This window comes from Bacillus sp. 2175 (genome assembly GCF_057812155.1).
In genome coordinates this window covers 4497230-4514460 of the sequence record NZ_CM173819.1, presented here as the reverse complement: position 1 = coordinate 4514460, position 17231 = coordinate 4497230, and the positions used below count along the sequence as shown (strand labels likewise).

General features: G+C 33.5%; 17 protein-coding genes and 3 pseudogenes. 11 read left to right on the top strand and 9 right to left on the bottom strand.

Going from position 1 to position 17231, the window contains the following annotated elements; genetic code table 11:
• Positions 1-70: 70 nt before the first annotated feature.
• Positions 71-193 (top strand): annotated as a pseudogene (locus ACXKY9_RS23420) (DUF3267 domain-containing protein); the annotation flags it as partial.
• A gap of 14 nt (positions 194-207) precedes the next feature.
• Here the strand turns inward: ACXKY9_RS23420 and ACXKY9_RS23415 are convergent.
• Complete coding sequence (locus ACXKY9_RS23415; RefSeq protein WP_000617254.1) at positions 208-873, bottom strand: HAD family hydrolase; 666 nt, start codon at positions 871-873, stop codon at positions 208-210.
• Between the two features lie 92 nt (positions 874-965).
• Here ACXKY9_RS23415 and ACXKY9_RS23410 point away from each other — a divergent pair, with 92 nt between their 5' ends.
• Positions 966-2078, top strand: a complete 1113-nt coding sequence (locus tag ACXKY9_RS23410; protein ID WP_000737830.1) for a hypothetical protein — start codon at positions 966-968, stop codon at positions 2076-2078.
• 227 nt (positions 2079-2305) lie between these two features.
• Entirely contained in the window at positions 2306-2533 is a 228-nt protein-coding gene (locus ACXKY9_RS23405; protein ID WP_000849112.1) for a hypothetical protein, read from the top strand.
• Between the two features lie 34 nt (positions 2534-2567).
• Here the strand turns inward: ACXKY9_RS23405 and ACXKY9_RS23400 are convergent, their stop codons facing one another.
• Genes ACXKY9_RS23400 through ACXKY9_RS23390 form a run of 3 tightly spaced genes read right to left on the bottom strand, consistent with a single transcriptional unit; the run spans position 2568 to position 5150 of the window.
• A complete protein-coding gene (locus ACXKY9_RS23400) occupies positions 2568-3374 on the bottom strand; it encodes an ABC transporter permease (RefSeq protein ID WP_000368771.1) in 807 nt (268 codons plus the stop codon).
• Positions 3367-4131 carry an ABC transporter ATP-binding protein gene (locus tag ACXKY9_RS23395; RefSeq protein ID WP_000009025.1) on the bottom strand — a complete coding sequence of 255 codons (765 nt, stop codon included), beginning with the start codon at positions 4129-4131 and terminating at the stop codon, positions 3367-3369. The genes ACXKY9_RS23400 and ACXKY9_RS23395 overlap by 8 nt, the downstream gene beginning before the upstream one ends.
• An 11-nt stretch (positions 4132-4142) precedes the next feature.
• A complete protein-coding gene (locus ACXKY9_RS23390; RefSeq protein ID WP_000733151.1) occupies positions 4143-5150 on the bottom strand; it encodes an ABC transporter substrate-binding protein in 1008 nt (335 codons plus the stop codon).
• 120 nt (positions 5151-5270) lie between these two features.
• Here ACXKY9_RS23390 and ACXKY9_RS23385 point away from each other — a divergent pair, with 120 nt between their 5' ends.
• The 3 genes and pseudogenes from ACXKY9_RS23385 to ACXKY9_RS23375 form a co-directional block, all read left to right on the top strand.
• Positions 5271-5567, top strand: a complete 297-nt coding sequence (locus tag ACXKY9_RS23385; RefSeq protein WP_000455580.1) for a DUF3986 family protein — start codon at positions 5271-5273, stop codon at positions 5565-5567.
• 10 nt (positions 5568-5577) lie between these two features.
• A complete protein-coding gene (locus ACXKY9_RS23380) occupies positions 5578-5808 on the top strand; it encodes a hypothetical protein (protein ID WP_000578981.1) in 231 nt (76 codons plus the stop codon).
• Positions 5809-5873: 65 nt separating this feature from the next.
• Positions 5874-5945, top strand: a pseudogene (locus tag ACXKY9_RS23375) (DUF2196 domain-containing protein); the annotation flags it as partial.
• An 82-nt stretch (positions 5946-6027) separates the two neighbouring features.
• Here the strand turns inward: ACXKY9_RS23375 and ACXKY9_RS23370 are convergent.
• A complete protein-coding gene (locus ACXKY9_RS23370; protein WP_000956220.1) occupies positions 6028-7281 on the bottom strand; it encodes a glycosyltransferase family 39 protein in 1254 nt (417 codons plus the stop codon).
• A gap of 289 nt (positions 7282-7570) precedes the next feature.
• On the opposite strand from ACXKY9_RS23370, the gene ACXKY9_RS23365 reads away from it, so the two are divergent.
• Positions 7571-9640: an LTA synthase family protein gene (locus ACXKY9_RS23365; RefSeq protein ID WP_000873637.1), complete on the top strand. Its 2070-nt coding sequence runs from the start codon at positions 7571-7573 to the stop codon at positions 9638-9640.
• 210 nt (positions 9641-9850) lie between these two features.
• On the opposite strand, the gene ACXKY9_RS23360 is transcribed toward ACXKY9_RS23365, so the two are convergent.
• On the bottom strand, positions 9851-10660 hold the full coding sequence (locus tag ACXKY9_RS23360; protein WP_000498275.1) for an alpha/beta fold hydrolase: 810 nt from the start codon (positions 10658-10660) through the stop codon (positions 9851-9853).
• Between the two features lie 250 nt (positions 10661-10910).
• Here ACXKY9_RS23360 and ACXKY9_RS23355 point away from each other — a divergent pair, with 250 nt between their 5' ends.
• Both ACXKY9_RS23355 and ACXKY9_RS23350 read left to right on the top strand, forming a co-directional pair.
• On the top strand, positions 10911-12164 hold the full coding sequence (locus ACXKY9_RS23355) for an ATP-binding protein (protein ID WP_000664896.1): 1254 nt from the start codon (positions 10911-10913) through the stop codon (positions 12162-12164).
• A complete protein-coding gene (locus ACXKY9_RS23350) occupies positions 12161-13381 on the top strand; it encodes an ATP-binding protein (protein WP_001032636.1) in 1221 nt (406 codons plus the stop codon). Before ACXKY9_RS23355 ends, ACXKY9_RS23350 begins: the two co-directional genes overlap by 4 nt.
• A 228-nt stretch (positions 13382-13609) precedes the next feature.
• On the opposite strand, the pseudogene ACXKY9_RS23345 reads toward ACXKY9_RS23350, so the two are convergent.
• Positions 13610-13825, bottom strand: a pseudogene (locus ACXKY9_RS23345) (collagen-like protein); the annotation flags it as partial.
• Positions 13826-14076: 251 nt separating this feature from the next.
• Positions 14077-14727 (bottom strand): HAD family hydrolase, encoded by a 651-nt coding sequence (locus tag ACXKY9_RS23340; protein ID WP_000946543.1) that lies wholly within the window; start codon positions 14725-14727, stop codon positions 14077-14079.
• 108 nt (positions 14728-14835) lie between these two features.
• Here ACXKY9_RS23340 and ACXKY9_RS23335 point away from each other — a divergent pair, with 108 nt between their 5' ends.
• Together ACXKY9_RS23335 and ACXKY9_RS23330 are read left to right on the top strand one after the other, a co-directional pair.
• Complete coding sequence (locus ACXKY9_RS23335; RefSeq protein ID WP_015382478.1) at positions 14836-15597, top strand: DeoR/GlpR family DNA-binding transcription regulator; 762 nt, start codon at positions 14836-14838, stop codon at positions 15595-15597.
• A 14-nt stretch (positions 15598-15611) separates the two neighbouring features.
• Positions 15612-16238 (top strand): HAD family hydrolase, encoded by a 627-nt coding sequence (locus ACXKY9_RS23330; RefSeq protein WP_000676033.1) that lies wholly within the window; start codon positions 15612-15614, stop codon positions 16236-16238.
• A 21-nt stretch (positions 16239-16259) separates the two neighbouring features.
• On the opposite strand, the gene ACXKY9_RS23325 is transcribed toward ACXKY9_RS23330, so the two are convergent.
• Positions 16260-17180 (bottom strand): Nif3-like dinuclear metal center hexameric protein, encoded by a 921-nt coding sequence (locus ACXKY9_RS23325; protein ID WP_001111114.1) that lies wholly within the window; start codon positions 17178-17180, stop codon positions 16260-16262.
• Positions 17181-17231: the final 51 nt, after the last annotated feature.

The window sequence follows — 17231 nt, the reverse complement described above, 5'->3', positions numbered from 1 at the left end:
ATATCTTTATATTATTTTGGGTATATTATACAATTTTGTAAAGATATATTTACATTTTAGGAGGGGAAAGATGGATAAAAGAAAAGAAACGACTGTTACTGTTTCGATGGTTAAATTAAACTTTTCTTTATTTTTTATAATAATTGCTTTGTCGTTTGGAATTGGTTATTTGCATATATTTCTTTCGGGTGGGGGCGGATTAAAGTTTCACTTTATCTCCACCTCTAAAAACGAAAGCACCTCCAACAAATCATCTACGATACGTGAATGCTTAAAATTCCCCCAAAACGAATCTTTTTTCCAAACACCAAGAATCCCTACTTGTTCAGAACCAAGCACATCGTTTTCTGGATGATCTCCAACATAAAGACATTCTTCTGCCTTCACATCTAGTCTTTGCAAAGCACGTTCGAAAATTTCAGGATGAGGTTTTTTAATTCCTTCAGCTTCTGAAACGAGAATGGTGTTTGTATACGTATGTATATGTAGTGCTCGAAGGTTGCTCATCTGAAATTCAGTAAAACCATTTGTAATAATACCAATTTTAATGTTTCGCTGTTTTAACTGTTGAAGTAGTTCATGCGTGTTTTTGAAAGGAATACAATGATGTTGGAAGTTTGTAATATAGTCGTGTAGTAGTTGTTCTTGCGTTAAAGTAGTAATGTTGTATTCGGAAAGGAGAGTAGCATATACTTTATCCTTCCACGTATAGCCATTATTATCGAGTTCAAGAAATCGAGAACAATACTTTGATTTCTCTATGCTCTTCAAATGTGAGGCGAAGCGATTATATTGCTCACAAATAAATTGTTCTAAAGATTGGCGCCGATCTAATAGTGTTCCATCTAAGTCGAATAAGATTGCACGAATCATGGGAAGCCTCCTTGCAGTTTTTATAATTAATTATCGCATATTCGTAAAAAAATGATTATGATATTTTGTAGAATGGAATAATGGGGGATTGTATGAAGAAACTGTATGGCAAGTTAGTGTGTTGTATTATAGCAAGCAGTTTAGTTGCAGGATGCGAGAGTGCTATCGAGGTTACGAAAGAAAAAGAAATTTGTAAAACAGAAGAAGAGTGCACGCAAATAGGAGATAAAACATTACAAAAAGTATATAAAAAGATAGAGGGACTTTCAGAACTTGAAAAAGTAGAGGATTATGACATAGAAGAGTATGAAAGTATGAATATGAAAGAGGCGGAACAGAAAAAAGAAGAGGATGACAATTACTTCTTTTTAGCTTCTTATTATATCGATGATGATGAAATTGTAGATCCTTATTTTGAGAAATTGGATCGTAAGAGATTGAATAAAGTTTTTGCAGATGACAAAGTAGCAAAAGATGATTTGTTAAGCCAGCGGCAAGATAGAGAGTATCATGAAACGTTATGGGACATGTACCGCACTCTCATTCCAGTGAAATATCGTGAGAATATAACAGGGTTGGATTTAATAACGGATGGTTATGACGGCGTTGTTGCCCATGTCATGCCAAGTATGGATGACCCGAGAGATTGGTTGCTTAGTTTAGACGTGCTCGATTCTGGGGTGAATATAGATGAAGTGATGAAAACATTAATTCATGAAACGGCTCACGTATTAACGATTGGGCATAAACAAGTACCAGTGGATAGGAAATATTTAGAGGCGTTTGATGAAGAGAAAGACATTTCATCATATCGAAATAAATGTAAAACGGTGTTCTTGAAAAATGGATGTGCGAGAAAAACTTCGTATATTAACCAATTTTATAATGAATTTTGGAAACCAATTGAGCAAGAGTGGACAGAAAAGAAAGTAGAAGAAAGTGAAGAGGCACAAATTGAATTTTATAAAGAAAAGCATGATGATTTTGTATCGCTGTATGGAATAACAAATGTAACGGAGGATATCGCAGATACATTTACAGCGTTCATTTTACAAGATTCAAAAAAGGTGAAAGAAGGAACAGAGTTAAAATATAAAAAAATTGCTTTCTTCTATCAGTTCCCTGAGCTTGTAAAAATGAGAGCGGAAGTGCTGTCGGGATTATATGATGTTTCAAAAACGATAGAACAACAAAGTGGAGACTAATGTGAGGTATGCTTTCGATATAGTTTCGTTAAAGAAAAGCGTGAAGAATTTTTAATTCTTTGCGTTTTTTTATGTTGATAAAATTGAAAATTCTGTATTTTTATTAAAAAGAAGAAGGAACTTTCGGTATAAAATAGAATTAGTATAAAAATGTCACAATTTAGACACAATTATAATGCGCGTGTTGTAGGGACTATAAGTTTACTCTCGAGGAGGTAATGAAACGTATGAAAACGATTCTTGCTGTTGCTGGTCTCATTTGGGTAATGTCTCACGGTTTTCCGATTTTTGAAGGGGAGCAAATTCGTAGTGCTTTGAATGAAAAGTTTAATGATTATCATGTGATAGATCGAAAAGATAATGTCGTTACAGTACGTGTGAAAGACTGTTTCCATACAGTTACGGTTGCGGATGGAAACATTACAAATGAAACGAAAATGTGTGATAAAAGGTAAAAGAAAGAAGCTGACTATAGCGCACTGTTTTGAGTCAGCTTCTTTTTCTTTTTCCAATTAGAATTTTTTCAAATGCCTCAACAAATACATACATAAGAGTTGCAAGAACACATGTGAGTAGTACGCTAAGTAAGACGAGTGTGAAGTTAAAGACTTGGAATCCGTAGCTAATTAAGTAGCCAAGTCCTTGTTTGGAAACGAGAAGTTCTCCGAAAATAACACCGACCCAGGATAAACCAACATTTACTTTTAACGTTGAGATAATTGCTGGAAAGGATGCAGGGAGAACGACTTGCTTATAACATTGCCATTTATTTGCGCCAAATGTGTCCATCACTTTTATATAGTTAGAATCGACTTCTTGAAATGCACTGTAAATAACGAGAATGGTAATGATGATGGAAATGATTACTCCCATTGCGATAGAAGATGAAATGTTTGGACCGAAAATAACGATGATGATTGGACCGAGTGCAACTTTTGGCATTGCATTTAGGACGACGAGGTAAGGATCAAGTACGCGGGCTAGAAGTGGCATCCACCAAAGAAATGTGGCAATAATAGCACCGAGTACCGTTCCGAGAATGAAGCCTACTCCTGTTTCCAGCAATGTCGTCCATATGTGGACCCAAAGTGAACCGTCGATCCATTTCGTTAAGAAGAGATCCCAAATACTCGAAGGAGAACTAAAGAGTAAAGGATCGATCCATTCTTTTTTGCTAGCTATTTCCCATAGTGCAAAGAAAAGAATAAGTAGTAAAAGCTGTAATGAGCGAGCAATCCAAGCACGCCTGCGTTCTTTCTTTCGAAATTGTTCATGTAGTTGTTTTATATTATCCAAGTCGTTCCAGCTCCTTCCATATATCTTGAAAGAGGGCTGGGAAATCGTAGTGATGGCGTGCTTCTAACGGTGATAAAGAACGGATACTTTCCGGGACGATAAAGGTTTTTGCGATTTTTCCAGGATTCGCTTGCAGTAAATAAATACGATCACTCATCGCAATCGCCTCTTCAATATCGTGAGTAACAAGTAGTGATGTTTTCTTATATTTATTTAGTAAGTTGAAAACGAGTTCTTCTAGTTTTAATTTCGTTTGATAATCGAGTGCGGAGAATGGTTCATCTAGTAATAAAATTTTCGGATCAGTTGCTAACGTTCGAACGAGAGCAGCACGTTGACGCATACCGCCGGATAGTTCACGAGGATATTGTCCTTCTACCCCATGTAGACCGACTTGTTTTAAAAGATTTAAAGTATGTTCTTTCATCTGTTCATCATAAATCTTTCGAATATGAAGTCCAAGCATAATATTTTCTTCAATTGTTTTCCACGGGAATAAGTAATCTTGCTGCAACATATATCCCATAGATGAAGTTTTCGTTGTAATTGGTTCACCATCTAAAAAGACGATACCATCAATTGGATCAAGTAGTCCAGCAATGATTGAGAGGAGCGTTGTTTTACCGCAACCACTTGGGCCGAGTATAGAAATAAATTCGCCTTCTTCCACTTGTAAGCTCATATCTTCGAGAATAAGTTTGGCATTCTCTTTTGCGAAAAAACAGTGAGAAACGTTACGTATTTGTAAAAAACTCATACACTTCGCCTCTATTTCTTAATAACGCTTTCGGCAATTTTTGTATTGACGAGCGCTTCATGTGGGACTTCTTTTTGTAATTCACCAGCATCTTTCATAATCGTTTGGAGCTGTTTCCATTCTTCCGCATCTAGTAGTGGATTTGTCGCATAAGAATGTTGTTTTTTATACCGTTCAATTACTTTTACTGTAATGTCTTTCGAAGTGTCTTTAAATAGCGGAGAAACAGCATCAGCAATCTCTTCTGGACTATGTGTATCAACCCATTGCTGTGCTTTATAGAGCGCACGTGTGAACTTTTCAGCAGCAGCTTTATCTTTCTTTAAGAAACTTTCTTTTGCCATGAACGTTGTATAAGGAACAGTACCAGATTCATTTCCGAATGAAGCGACGATATAACCTTTACCTTCTTTTTCGAATATGCTTGCAGTCGGTTCAAAGAGCTGCACAAACTCTCCTGTACCAGATGCAAAGGCATTTGCAATATTAGCAAATTCGATATTTTGAATTAAGTTCGTATCTTTCCGAGGATCAATGCCATTTTTCTTTAAAACGTATTCCCCAACCATTTGCGGCATGCCGCCTTTACGCTGTCCTAAAAATGTAACACCTTTTACGTCATTCCAATTAAAAGAGTCTAGTTTTTTACGTGAAACTAAAAATGTCCCATCTGTTTGTGTAAGCTGTGCAAAGTTAATGACAGGGTCTTTCGCTCCTTGTTGATGAACGTAAATAGACGTTTCAGAACCGACGAGAGCAATATCAATTCCGCCAGATAATAGGGCGGTCATCGTTTTATCGCCACCAGCTGTTGTTTGTAGGTCAATATTTAGTCCTTCATCTTTAAAAAATCCTTTTTCAATCCCGACATATAATGGGGCATAGAAGAGAGAATGGGTAACTTCGCCAACGCGAATGTTTTGAGTTTGTTCTTTCGTACTTTCTTTTTTACTACTACAAGCAGCAAAAGTAAAAACAGCTAGTAACATGATGCAAAAAATCGCGATTAATTTTTTCACTATATAACACCTCCTAGAAGTCACTCTACAAGCATGATATGTAGGTAAGTGCCCATATGTGAGTGTAGATAGCAGGAATTTTTTGGGTGGTAAAGAAGTACAAATATAAGGGGTGATAAAATGGAGTACGAATACGATGATAGCGTACATTTACATCTTGATTATTTCGGGACAGAATGTGATATGGAATCGATCGCTTATAAGAGGAAGAATGAAGACGTATGGGATGTGTATTTTAATTTTGGAGTATACGGTATTCAGAAAGACGATGTAGAGTTAGGTAGGTTTATGGACGAATATGCCGGTTATTACGTTTTTTCTGTACATGCTCGCGATCTTAGTTGGGAATTTGGAAGTGCCCAGTTTGAAGAGTGGGTTTTGAAAAATCGGATAGTAGAAAAAACGCTACAAAAATAGGAGGAATTTTGTGATTGGATTTCTCATCTTATTATTTATTTTTGTGGCCGGATTTTTTATTATGCAAATGCTTATTTACCGATTTGCAAAGAAAAACATCCATAAATATACAAAAATAAAATGGTTTCATATGTGGCTACATATGAATATGAAAAAAGGACCGAGATTAGATTTTTTTGATTTTGTAGTTATAGTGCTCGTATGTATCGTATGGAAAATATGGCTGCTCCCTTTTATATAATACACATACTAATCATTTTCTCTTTTCGTTATAGTAATAGTTGTAAAAAACTTGCATTTATACGTAAAACAGTGAGTGGTGTTGTGAAAGATATTTTGACAAATACAGACACACATACATACGGAATTAAAGTGTGATTACAGAATGGACAAATTGGCCGTGTGTAAAGTGTGGGGGAATAAGAAAGAGGTCGTCCAACGGTGGACGACCTCTTTCTTATTATGCTTGATTAGTGCGGAAGAATGGAAGCTTCTGCACAATGTGAATTAATCCGTATGCAAGAATTAAGCACATAAGAGGATTAATGAAAAATCCATAGCGATTAATTGCTAAGAATAAGTTTGAGAAGATAATGTAAATAATTGAACTTGCTACTAGCATCATAACGCGTTTATGTTTAAATGAATTTAGCATGAAGCAGAAGCTGCTCAAGAATGTACCGATGATAAACACTCTATGACATAGTTGCATAAAGTTGTGAATACGATATTGGTCTACAGCAGGAGCTGTTTTGAATAATTCAATTGTTTTACCGACAGTGAACCAAGAGAACCAATAAGTGAAGTCCGTCTTAAATCCGTTCTTAATTAATTCTTTTGCGTATGCACCTTTGTCATCTAAGCCTTTAGCTCTCATTTCATTTACTATATTTTCATATCCAATTTTATTAAATGGATCTGCACCGGCAATTAGTGGATCTGCACCTTGGGTTGAGAATAAAATAAATTGGTTGAGTGCTAAGTAGTTACGAACAACCCATGCGCCAATAATAAAGAAAGGTCCGATAAACCATAACAATCCGATTCGAATGGATTCTTTAAATCCATATGTAAATAACACAACAAGAACAGGAATGAGCATCATTGGAGCTGGATTTGGACGGAACATAAGTAAAATTGAAACGACAATTCCAAACCATATATGGAATTTCACTTTATTGTATTTCCATGCGAGAACAAATACATATACACATAACGCCAATAAGAATATGGATGGAACTTCTGTTAGCAATGTACGGAAGTATGTATAGTTACTTGGATAAATAGCATATAAAATACTTGCAACAATTCCATAAATGTTTTTTTCGAACAATTCTTTTCCTATTAAGAATACTAATAGCACTGTGCAAAGGTTCATGATCATGTTAATAACAGTTGCTACGTAATAGTAAGGAATTGATGTAATATCAGAAATAATCATAGCGCCAGCTAATAGTAATGGCTGACCTGGTGTAATATATGCATTTTTCCCTGGAACTTCACTAGGTTCTAAATACACATAACCAAATACACCATGTTTTAATAGTTGTTCAGCTGTTAACGAATAGTTAAAGGCATCATTTGCACCATATGTTACTTTGACTAACTCTCCATCTAATCCTGGCTGTTTTACTAAACAAAAAACGTGCAACAGGAAAGAAAGCGCCAAAATTGCATATACCGCTTTAGGCAAACTCTTAAACTTAGTAAGCAAAAATGAGCAACTCCTTTTTTATTAATTCTTTCGTAATTTTATGTGAAATCTTTAATAGTATTAAGGATTTCCAAAACATAGTTATTATATCATAAAGTGGAATGCTGAAATTAAGTTTTTCAAGAATGAGTAATTTGTATACCACAATTTAACTGTTGATTAAGGGAAGATTAAGACAATACATTTATGGTAGAAGCAAGTATGCTGACGAAATATGTAATATATGTTATTTTAATAGAAATAGTTCTTTCGATGCGGGGAAATTAAGACATAGAAACGAGGGAATGAATTGAAGTATGGTTCTACACTTTTTCATCTTCCAAAAAGAAATATATTAATTTCTAGCATTATAAGTAGTATGGTGACTTTATTAGTAATAACTATGCTGTTTATGATTTTAAAGGTTTTTAATTTAGACATGATGAAAGATCATTTAAATCAAAAGCTTGTTTTAAGTGTTATGATGATGTTCATATGGGGCATAACGTTTTATATTACGCATTTCATTAAAAAAGAGATGTCTATACTTAGAGCATCCCTGCGAGTGCATTTTATATTACTTTTATTAGCTCATACAGTAGCGTTATTTTATATTGTCATGCAAGTTAATATGAGTTTCATAGAGGCAATGAATTGGATTTACTTTTATAATATGCAGTTTATATTAAGTTTTGTAGTAATTTATGCGATATATATTCTTGTATATAATTTAATAGGTAAGGTTTTTCTAAGTATGGTTTTAACGAGCTGTACGTTAGTCATTTTATGTATTGTGAATTATTTGAAGCTTATTTTTAGAGGTGATCCGTTATATCCTTCTGATTTCACACAAATTACTCATATGCAATCTGTTATACCGATGGTGATGGACTATTTTAGTTGGAGTTATATTTTTGTCATTATCTTAAGTATCGTAGCTTGTATTGTAGCAGGGATATATATGAGAAGGTATATTCAAAATGTAAAGATTCATCTAGGAATAAGAGCCTTATTAGTAGTAGGATCTATTTTTGTTCTATATGCGTATGGCAATTTTGCGAATACATTTATGAATAAAGTATTTCAAAAATCAGGTGTAGATTTTGTTTTGTGGAATCAAAATGAGAACTACGCTTCAAATGGTTTTATACTTGGGTTTATTAGCAATTTAGATACAACAGTTATGGAAAAACCAAAAAATTATTCTAAAGAAAATATGCTTCAAATAGCAAACGATATAAAAAAACAATATAGTGGAAATATAGGGAGTCAAAAGAAAAAAGAGAAACCGAATATTATTTTTGTAATGAGTGAATCGTTTTGGGATCCGACGAAAGTAACCAACCTTTCTTTTAGTGAAGATCCTGTACCAAATTTACATCATTATATAGAAAACTTTCCTGGGGGACAAACTATTTCTCCTACATTTGGGGGAAATACGGCGAACGTTGAATTTGAGGCATTAACAAGTTATTCAATGAGTTTGTTAAAGCCAGGTTCTATACCATATCAGCAGGTTATTACAAATAAGAAAGAAATTCCATCAATCCCTACGGCGTTGAAAAAAGAAGGGTATTACACAAGTGCAATTCATTCATTTGGTCGCACATTCTTTAAACGTGATGATGTATATAAGGTGTTAGGATTTGATAAGTTTAATGCAGAGGACACGATGAAAAATGTGGATATTGATGGAGATTATATTAGTGATTTAGCGATGAGTAAAGAGATAATTGCTGAGTTAGAGGAACAAAAACAGCCTACATTTATTCATGCAGTTACGATGCAAAATCATTTTCCATTTACAGAGGGCCGATTTGGTGAAAACCTAATAGAAATTAGCGGGCTAGAAAATGAAGAATCAAAGGGAGAATTAGAGACGTATACAGAAGGGTTAAGACGTTCAGATGAGGCACTTCAATATTTAATAGAGCAACTAGATAATTTAGATAGACCTACATTATTAGTATTCTTTGGAGATCATCTTCCATCACTAGGAACAAATAAATCTTTTTATAAAGAAAACGGGTATATAACGAATGAAAAAACACCGAGTGAACGTTTAGCGATGGCGCAAACGCCGCTATTAATGTATGCAAACTTTGATATGCCAAATGATAATTTAGGTTTAGTAAGCCCAATTCATTTTTCTAATCTTATTTTTGATTATGCAGGATTAAATAAATCCTTATTTTATCAATTTTTATCGGAACTTTACAAGGAAATACCAGTGCTTAGAGATGAATTAAAAGTTGATAAAAATGGAGAAGTAATCAATGATTTAACAAAGAAACAAAAAGAAATGTTAGAGCAATATAAAATGCTCCAATATGATTTACTCGTTGGAAATCAATATAGTACAGATATCCTCTTTAAATAAAAGAAACAAAAAGAACTTGTATAACGATACAAGTTCTTTTTTCATAGTATTTAACGGGGTAACCAGACAAGCTGGGTTTAGGGAGTATTACCTGTACATTTAGTATATATGAAAATGTAATCGTTTTATTTGTGTATTTGTGAGAAATATGTGAATTTTATGTTTTGTGAAAAATCTATTATATTAACTTTCGTTCTTGTATTGCAGTTGTTATGCATGTAAAAATTTTATCAGTTCTTTATTTAATTCATCCGCTTGATCGATTGGTGAACCATGACCACTATTTGTAAGAGCATGTAACTGAGAATTTTTAATTCGTTGTTGCGTAAGCTCAGCACTTTTGTAAGGAATTAGTTGGTCGTGAACGCCGTGGAAGATTTTTGTTGGGACGTTAATTTTATTTAAATCTTTCGTTACATCTTCATTTGCAGCTGCTTGTAAAATTTTGATAAGGGCATAAGAAGCGGACTGCATACCGAGATAAGAAAACCATTCAAGGGTTGCAGCCCCTAAGTTTCTATTGAAAAAGGATAAAGATACGTCATTTAAAAATTTTGGTAAATTAGCATACATTTGATTAATGAGAGCATCTGCTTGTTCTTTCGGTACACCGTAAGGGGACTCTTGATTTTTAACGAAAGAGGGGGAGACAGCGTCAATTAATGCGAGCTTAGAAATGCGGCGCCCATGATAGCGAGACATATAGCGAATAGAAAGAGCACCACCAACTGAGAAACCGACTAATGTAGCGTTCTCTACTTGGAGTGCTTCTAGAACAATTGCGATATCATCGGCTAATCGATCATACGTGTAACCAGTCCATGGCTTATCAGATTGCCCATTCCCTCGTATATCCATGGCGATACAACGAAAGCCATGCTCTGGTAAAACATTGAGTTGATATTGATACATTTGATGATTTAAAGGCCATCCGTGAACGAAGAAAACAGTCTTACTACCTGGACCAGGATTAACGTCTTGCACAAAAATATGCACATCTTTCTCGACAGTAACAAACATAAAACTCCCCCTGTTCTATCAATAGGCTCCATTCTAAAAGCTTTGTTTTACTTTTTAGGCCGTCTATATAAAACATCCTCCATAATATACGTATTAATGATCATAGATTTTATGCTCTGTATATAGTCTAAATATATTGCGTTTTTGGTACGATTTTCCTCAAATGTTCGATTTATCTTTGTTTGTCTATGAAAATCATTTATTATAATAAATGGTATTCTTTGAGATGTTATTTTGAAGGGGTGTTGAAGTGAAAGAAAGTTTTCTATCATATAAAGAAGAAGAAAGGAATGCAAAACTCCTTTTATGGGTGTTATATGTCATTGTTATTGTATATCAAATTTTCTATGCAATCGTATTAGAAGATAAATCAATAATGGATAAGGGATACAACATAATATGGCAAGTTATTTGCGGAGTAGCAATACTATGCGTGAATATATATTTACTGAAAAAAGAGAAGGCAAACCTTGTTAAATATGCATGGATATTTGCATACATAGGGATAGAAATCGCTAATATAGTTTCGTATATTTTTTATAATAAGGCGGCGTTTGATGCGACAAATATAATAGAAATTATTCTCATTTTCTTTGTACCCATATTTTTAAATAAAAAATTTTATGTGTTTTTGCTTTCCTCTATTGTAGGAAAATATTTAATTTATTTATTTGTATTAGAGGAAATAAAAGCATTTATGTTCCTTATTATGTGTACACTTATGTTAATAGTTGTATATATCATTTTAAATCGATTTTTACAATATCTTTCAGCCGTAAAGGAAAGTATTGCGATTGCTAGTGAATCACAAAAATTAGCAGTAATCGGAAAAATGGCAGCGACTGTTGGACATGAAATTAAAAATCCACTGGCTTCATTAAAAGGATTTACGCAATTACAACGAGAGAAGCATGAAGAGGATCCTATTTATAAACGTATGATTTTTGAAATAGAAAATATGAATAATATGATAAGCGAGTTGATGGAAGTTGCTACATGCAAACCTTCTATTTATAAGAAACATGATGTAGGAAAAATTGTATTACAAGTAATAACAAGTCTTCGCGGAAAAATGAATGAATTAAACGTGCAGTTTATTTCTAATGTGGAAGAAAAAACAATAGAAGTTGAATGTGATGAACGAAAAATAAGAGGAGTCTTTTTATATACGATAAAAAATGCTTTAGAGGCAATGGAACAAGGTGGCATATTACATTTGCAATTAGAGAATAAAGGGAAAGAATATATAATAATCAGCGTAATCGATAATGGTCATGGTATTAAGCAAGAAAACTTAACCCGTGTTACAGAAGCCTTTTATACAACGAAACAAGATAAAATTGGTCTGGGACTTACGGTAGCGAATCGAATTGTCGCCGAGCACCTTGGTGAGCTGCATATTTCAAGTGAAAGAGATACTGGAACGAGAATAGACATCATTCTCCCAAGGAAGTGTGGAAATACTGAAATCCAAGTGGAAGAAAAGCTAGGAGTTACCATATGAATAAAGGCTATATATTTAAAAATGAAGAAATAAAGGCATTGAAAGTATTTTTAAGTTTATTTTTTATTATATTTTTTGTGTATGATCTTGCCTATGAATTTATCGTACCTTTAATCGCGGGAGAGCAAGAAGGCGTAGGAAAGTTTGAAGATGGTTTAGGTTTATGGCTTTACTTTTTGACGGTAGTATTGTTTTGCAGTGGAATATACTTTATGAAATGGAAGAATGTTTTTGTGGTAAAGTATATTATTCTAATTGGCTATAATGTATTAGATTGTATCCATAACATTATGATTTATTATGGTAGCGATGCGGAATTTGACGGTGGAAATATAGTAGAAGTATTTTTTATTTTGTTTGCACCAATCTTTGTGAACAAAAGATATTTCTGGTTAGTTCCAGCGATACTTGTCGGGAAGTACGCTCTTACAGGAATCATTATTCAATCTTCTCTCGTTTTAATCCCAATGGCATTATATAGTGTATTTACTATTATATGTTGGATTATATTTTTGAGGGTTCAGTCTTACGTTCGTACGCTTGAGATGATGGACAAAGAAATAAAACAGACAGAAAAACTAGCAGCTGTTGGAAAAATGGCAACGGTTATTGGTTATAAGATTAGAAGACCTTTAGCAAACTTAAAAAAACTTGTGAATAAACAAGCCGACAAGCATCCAGAGGATAAAATTTATAGTGATATTATGAAACAAGAAGTAGATCGGATTCATATAATTGCTACAGAACTTAGTGGATTTGAGAAATCTAAATCACTAGAATCAGAAACTCATAACATACAAGAAATTATCTCTTATGTTATTCGAGTTATGGAAAAGCCTGCTTTAAAACAAGGAGTCCACATACAAGGTATTTACAGTAAAGACTTACCGTCCATTACATGTGATGAAAAACGATTAAAACAGGTCTTTTTTAATTTAATCAAAAATGCAATTGAAGCAATGTCAGTTGGGGGAAAAATTACGATTAAAGTTACTGTAAAAGATGGAATCATCGTTCAAGTGAAAGATGAGGGATGTGGTATTCCAAAAGATAAAATTCCAAAGTTAAATGAAGCCTTTTATACAACGAAAGAAACAGGAACTGGTCTAGGTTTAGTAGTTACAGAAAAAATTATTAAAGACCACAATGGTAAAATGAGTTTTGAAAGTGAAGTTGGGGTTGGAACAACGGTTGAGGTTATGTTACCACTGCATTAAATAGAAAAAACATCACTTATTTGGAAGTAATGCTTTTGTGTTCTTCTTAGGTAGACGTTCTAAAAAAGAGGACGATAACGAAAAATAATATATTGATAGTGTAAAAAGAAAATAATGGATGTTTTACTATGAAAAATATATAATGGCTTTGTCTGTTATTTGTTGTAGTTCATTTATATTTCTATTTGTTGACCCGAATCTCGGGTCTTTTTTTTATGAAATGAATTGCTATATGTCAGTGATTAGAAAAATAGAATATACAGCACTTGCAGTAATTCCAGGGGTAATATAAAGGGATATAGCATCTCCTCTTGCAACTGGGTTTCCAGTTGTAATACTAGTCCAAGTTACAGTAGCGGAACCTACTGCCGGAGTAGGATTAAATACTTGAATTTGTCCTACTCCGCTATCCGTTGGTTTAATGGAAAATACCATAGTTCTGGTGTTTCCGTTAGAACTGCTGTTGCGTCTGCCGTCGCAACTAAAGCAATTAAGTGGTACATATACGTTCTCCTTTCTATATTTTGAAAATCTAGTATTTAAAATATAACTTAATATATATATTATGAATTCTATATTTTTGTGTGGCGGATCGTATTTTGTGTCTAGATTTCAAAAATAGGGTGAGAGTGTATTGTATATCGAATTTTTTTCTATAAATACAGAATAATAAGTAGTTATAAAATATCCATTACTTATTTTGAAAATCTAGTATTTAATGAGATGAGAAAATCATCTGTTTTCTTAATAAAATCATCTGGTTGCACAGTAAATGTAGCAGATTGATAGTTTGGTAACCATTGTACGCCAATCGTTCGTACATCTGCCTGTTTTCCAGCAAGTATGTCAGCATCACTATCCCCAATAAAAATTGCTTCGTTTGCATTTACATTTAATGTATTTAATACAAGAAGAATACCTTCAGGGTCAGGTTTTGGCTTCATTACATCATCTCCAGCTACTATACAGTCGAAGAAAGAAACTAATCCTAATGCTTTTAGAGAAATATCCAGGCTTCTTTTTGCTTTTCCAGTTACGATAGCTAACTGAAACCCTTGTTTTTTTAAATGTATTAAAAGGTCTACTATTTCATGATTTCGCTTTACGTAATCATGATGCTTTTCTTCATAACATTCATAGTATCTTTCAACTGCTACTTCTTTTTCTTCAGAAAGTAAGTTCTCATGAATAATACCAACTTCACTTGGACCAAACATAGAAAGAATCTCTGCTTCAGTAATTTCTTTATTATCAAATTGCCAAAAAACGTTTTGAAACGAGTAATAACATAAAGGTAAAGTATCAGCTAGTGTGCCATCAAAATCAAAAATAATTGTACGTAGCATTTTCTCACTTCCGTTTTAAGTTATTTTAAGGTTTATTTAAGAGATTTTGTTGTGATATACTTAAAATAACTTAAAAGTACTTAAAAGTAAATGAAAATGGGTGAGAGTATGAATCAAGAGGAACGTTTAATAAAAATAATGGATTATTTGAATGAACATAGGACGATGAGTTTGAAGATGATGTGTGAGCTATTTCAAGTTTCCAGAGATACAGCAAGAAGAGATATTGTAAAGTTAACAAATGAAACAACAATAATACGAACTCATGGTGGTGTAGCTTTATCATCTTTCCACCGTAAAATATCGGATTATGTAAATCGTGAGGAAAAAGAAATTGAATATAAGATATCTATTGGAAAGCAAGCTGCTTCTTTTGTAGGAGATAATGAAATTATTTATCTTGATGTTTCAACAACTGTTAACTGTATGGCTTCATTTTTGACAGCAAGTAATATAACGGTTGTTACAAATTCAATTGATACAGTAAATCATTTAATGGATATGGAGAATGTAAATATTCATATTTTGGGTGGAGAATTAAATAAACACTCACGTTATATGGCGGGTTTTTCTGCAATGGAGAAACTAAAAGATTATCATTTTGATAAAGTTTTTATTGGATCACCCGGCCTTACAGAAGATGGTGTTTATTATGCGTATGAGGAAGATATTCATTTTAAGCGTCAAATTGTTAAACAAACGAATGGAGTGTTTTTACTTGCCGATGAGACAAAAATGAATCAACGTCAAAACTTTAAGGCACTGTCATTAGAATCAATAGATACAATTATTACGAATGATGTTATTCCCGGCAATTTAGAAAGAGTAGTGAAAGAATATGGAATTGAGCTAATCACTGGAGTGAAGTAAAGGGGGACGCAAAAATGAAGGGAATTATATTTGATATTGACGGAACAATGTTAGATACGGAAAAAGCAGTTTTATATTCATTACAGAGAACGTTGCGAGATGAAGGGATGAATTATTCATTAGAAAAGCTACATTTTGCATTAGGTATTCCTGGTATGGCTGCGTTACAAGAAATTGGTGTGGAAAATATGAAAGCAGTTCATGAGAAATGGATACGTAATATGGCAGATTTTAAGAATGAAATTACAGTATTTAAAGGAATTGCGGAAGTGATTGAAATAGTATCTTCATATAAGATTCGAACAGGTATTGTTACTTCAAAAACACGCCAAGAGTTTATCAATGATTTCAAGCCATTTGGATTACATTCATATTTTGAACACTCTATTTGTGTAGAAGATACAATAAAACATAAACCACATCCAGAGCCACTTGTGACATGTCTAAAAAGATTGAATATAGATGCACAAGAAGCGATATACATAGGTGATTCAGTATATGACTTACAATGCGCAAAACAAGCGGGAGCAAAATTTGGTTTAGCCCTGTGGGGAGCGAAAACAAGGAAAGGATTCGAGGTGGCTGATTATATTTTTCAAACGCCTCATGAAATTTTAAGTTTAGTAAAAAGAGATAGCTAAATTGGCTATCTCTTTAAAAATTTATAACCACCATTTCTCCTGCGGAAGCAAAATAATATCCACATCAAAATTTTCTTTAAACCAATCATACATCAATGTCTCTTTCACTAAATATTCAGAGGCAGAGTGTGACACACCAATTAGAGACATATTCGTTTCTTTTACATAATCCATAATGAGCGAGTATTTATGTCGGCCGTAATCATTGTCGATATGGCAGTGGATTTCTCCTGTAATATATGCTTCAGCACCTTTTTCTTCTGCTTCCTTCATTAAAGATACAACATCGCCACACCCAGCGATAATTGCGATTTTTTTAATGGAATCATGTCGTTTACCTTCGAAGTCTGTGTAAGGAATCTGGAAGAGTTGTTTTAGATGTTTTTGGAGTGCTTCTGTTGATGTTTCATCTATTTCACAAATAAGGCCAATTGGTTCTTGTTCTGGACCTCCATATGCAAAGTCGTCCACTACAGTAGCGTTTAATGCTTTTGCAATTGAAATACTCGTTCCATGCGTTTGATGAAAATCCATTGGTACATGACATGTATATATAGAAAGTTGTTTTTCTTTTATTCCTTGCAAATATTTTTCAGGAATTGGTATGAAACCGCGACCTGATCTTCCAAGCGGATCACCACACTCCATTACAAGGGGATGGTGCATAAAGAGTAAATCACCAGGTGTGGATTGTGAAATGAATGTTTCAAGAATGTCATCTGTAGGGAATACAGCTAAAAATACTTTGTTTACATTTTCAGATCCGTGCATCATAAGGCCGTTAAATAAATCTACAAAATTTGCTTCGAAAAATTGTTGCCAAGGAAATTTGATAGGATCATATATGGCTGGGATAAATCGACTAAAGGCACTATCTTTTCCGTATTTTTCAATTTGGAATAAGTGATCGAGTGATTGCTCTATTTTTTTTAAGGCTGGCATGTTTGATAATCCTCCTTAAGATGATTCTTGCTTTATGAGTTGTTTGTATTC

Excerpts from the sequence above, each read along its gene's own strand:
- ACXKY9_RS23415 (WP_000617254.1), bottom strand. The coding sequence starts at position 873 with ATGATTCGTGCAATCTTATTCGACTTAGATGGAACACTATTAGATCGG.
- ACXKY9_RS23410 (WP_000737830.1), top strand. The coding sequence starts at position 966 with ATGAAGAAACTGTATGGCAAGTTAGTGTGTTGTATTATAGCAAGCAGT.
- ACXKY9_RS23385 (WP_000455580.1), top strand. The coding sequence starts at position 5,271 with ATGGAGTACGAATACGATGATAGCGTACATTTACATCTTGATTATTTC.
- ACXKY9_RS23340 (WP_000946543.1), bottom strand. The coding sequence starts at position 14,727 with ATGCTACGTACAATTATTTTTGATTTTGATGGCACACTAGCTGATACT.
- ACXKY9_RS23325 (WP_001111114.1), bottom strand. The coding sequence starts at position 17,180 with ATGCCAGCCTTAAAAAAAATAGAGCAATCACTCGATCACTTATTCCAA.
- ACXKY9_RS23405 (WP_000849112.1), top strand. The coding sequence starts at position 2,306 with ATGAAAACGATTCTTGCTGTTGCTGGTCTCATTTGGGTAATGTCTCAC.
- ACXKY9_RS23350 (WP_001032636.1), top strand. The coding sequence starts at position 12,161 with ATGAATAAAGGCTATATATTTAAAAATGAAGAAATAAAGGCATTGAAA.
- ACXKY9_RS23335 (WP_015382478.1), top strand. The coding sequence starts at position 14,836 with ATGAATCAAGAGGAACGTTTAATAAAAATAATGGATTATTTGAATGAA.
- ACXKY9_RS23360 (WP_000498275.1), bottom strand. The coding sequence starts at position 10,660 with ATGTTTGTTACTGTCGAGAAAGATGTGCATATTTTTGTGCAAGACGTT.
- ACXKY9_RS23395 (WP_000009025.1), bottom strand. The coding sequence starts at position 4,131 with ATGAGTTTTTTACAAATACGTAACGTTTCTCACTGTTTTTTCGCAAAA.
- ACXKY9_RS23330 (WP_000676033.1), top strand. The coding sequence starts at position 15,612 with ATGAAGGGAATTATATTTGATATTGACGGAACAATGTTAGATACGGAA.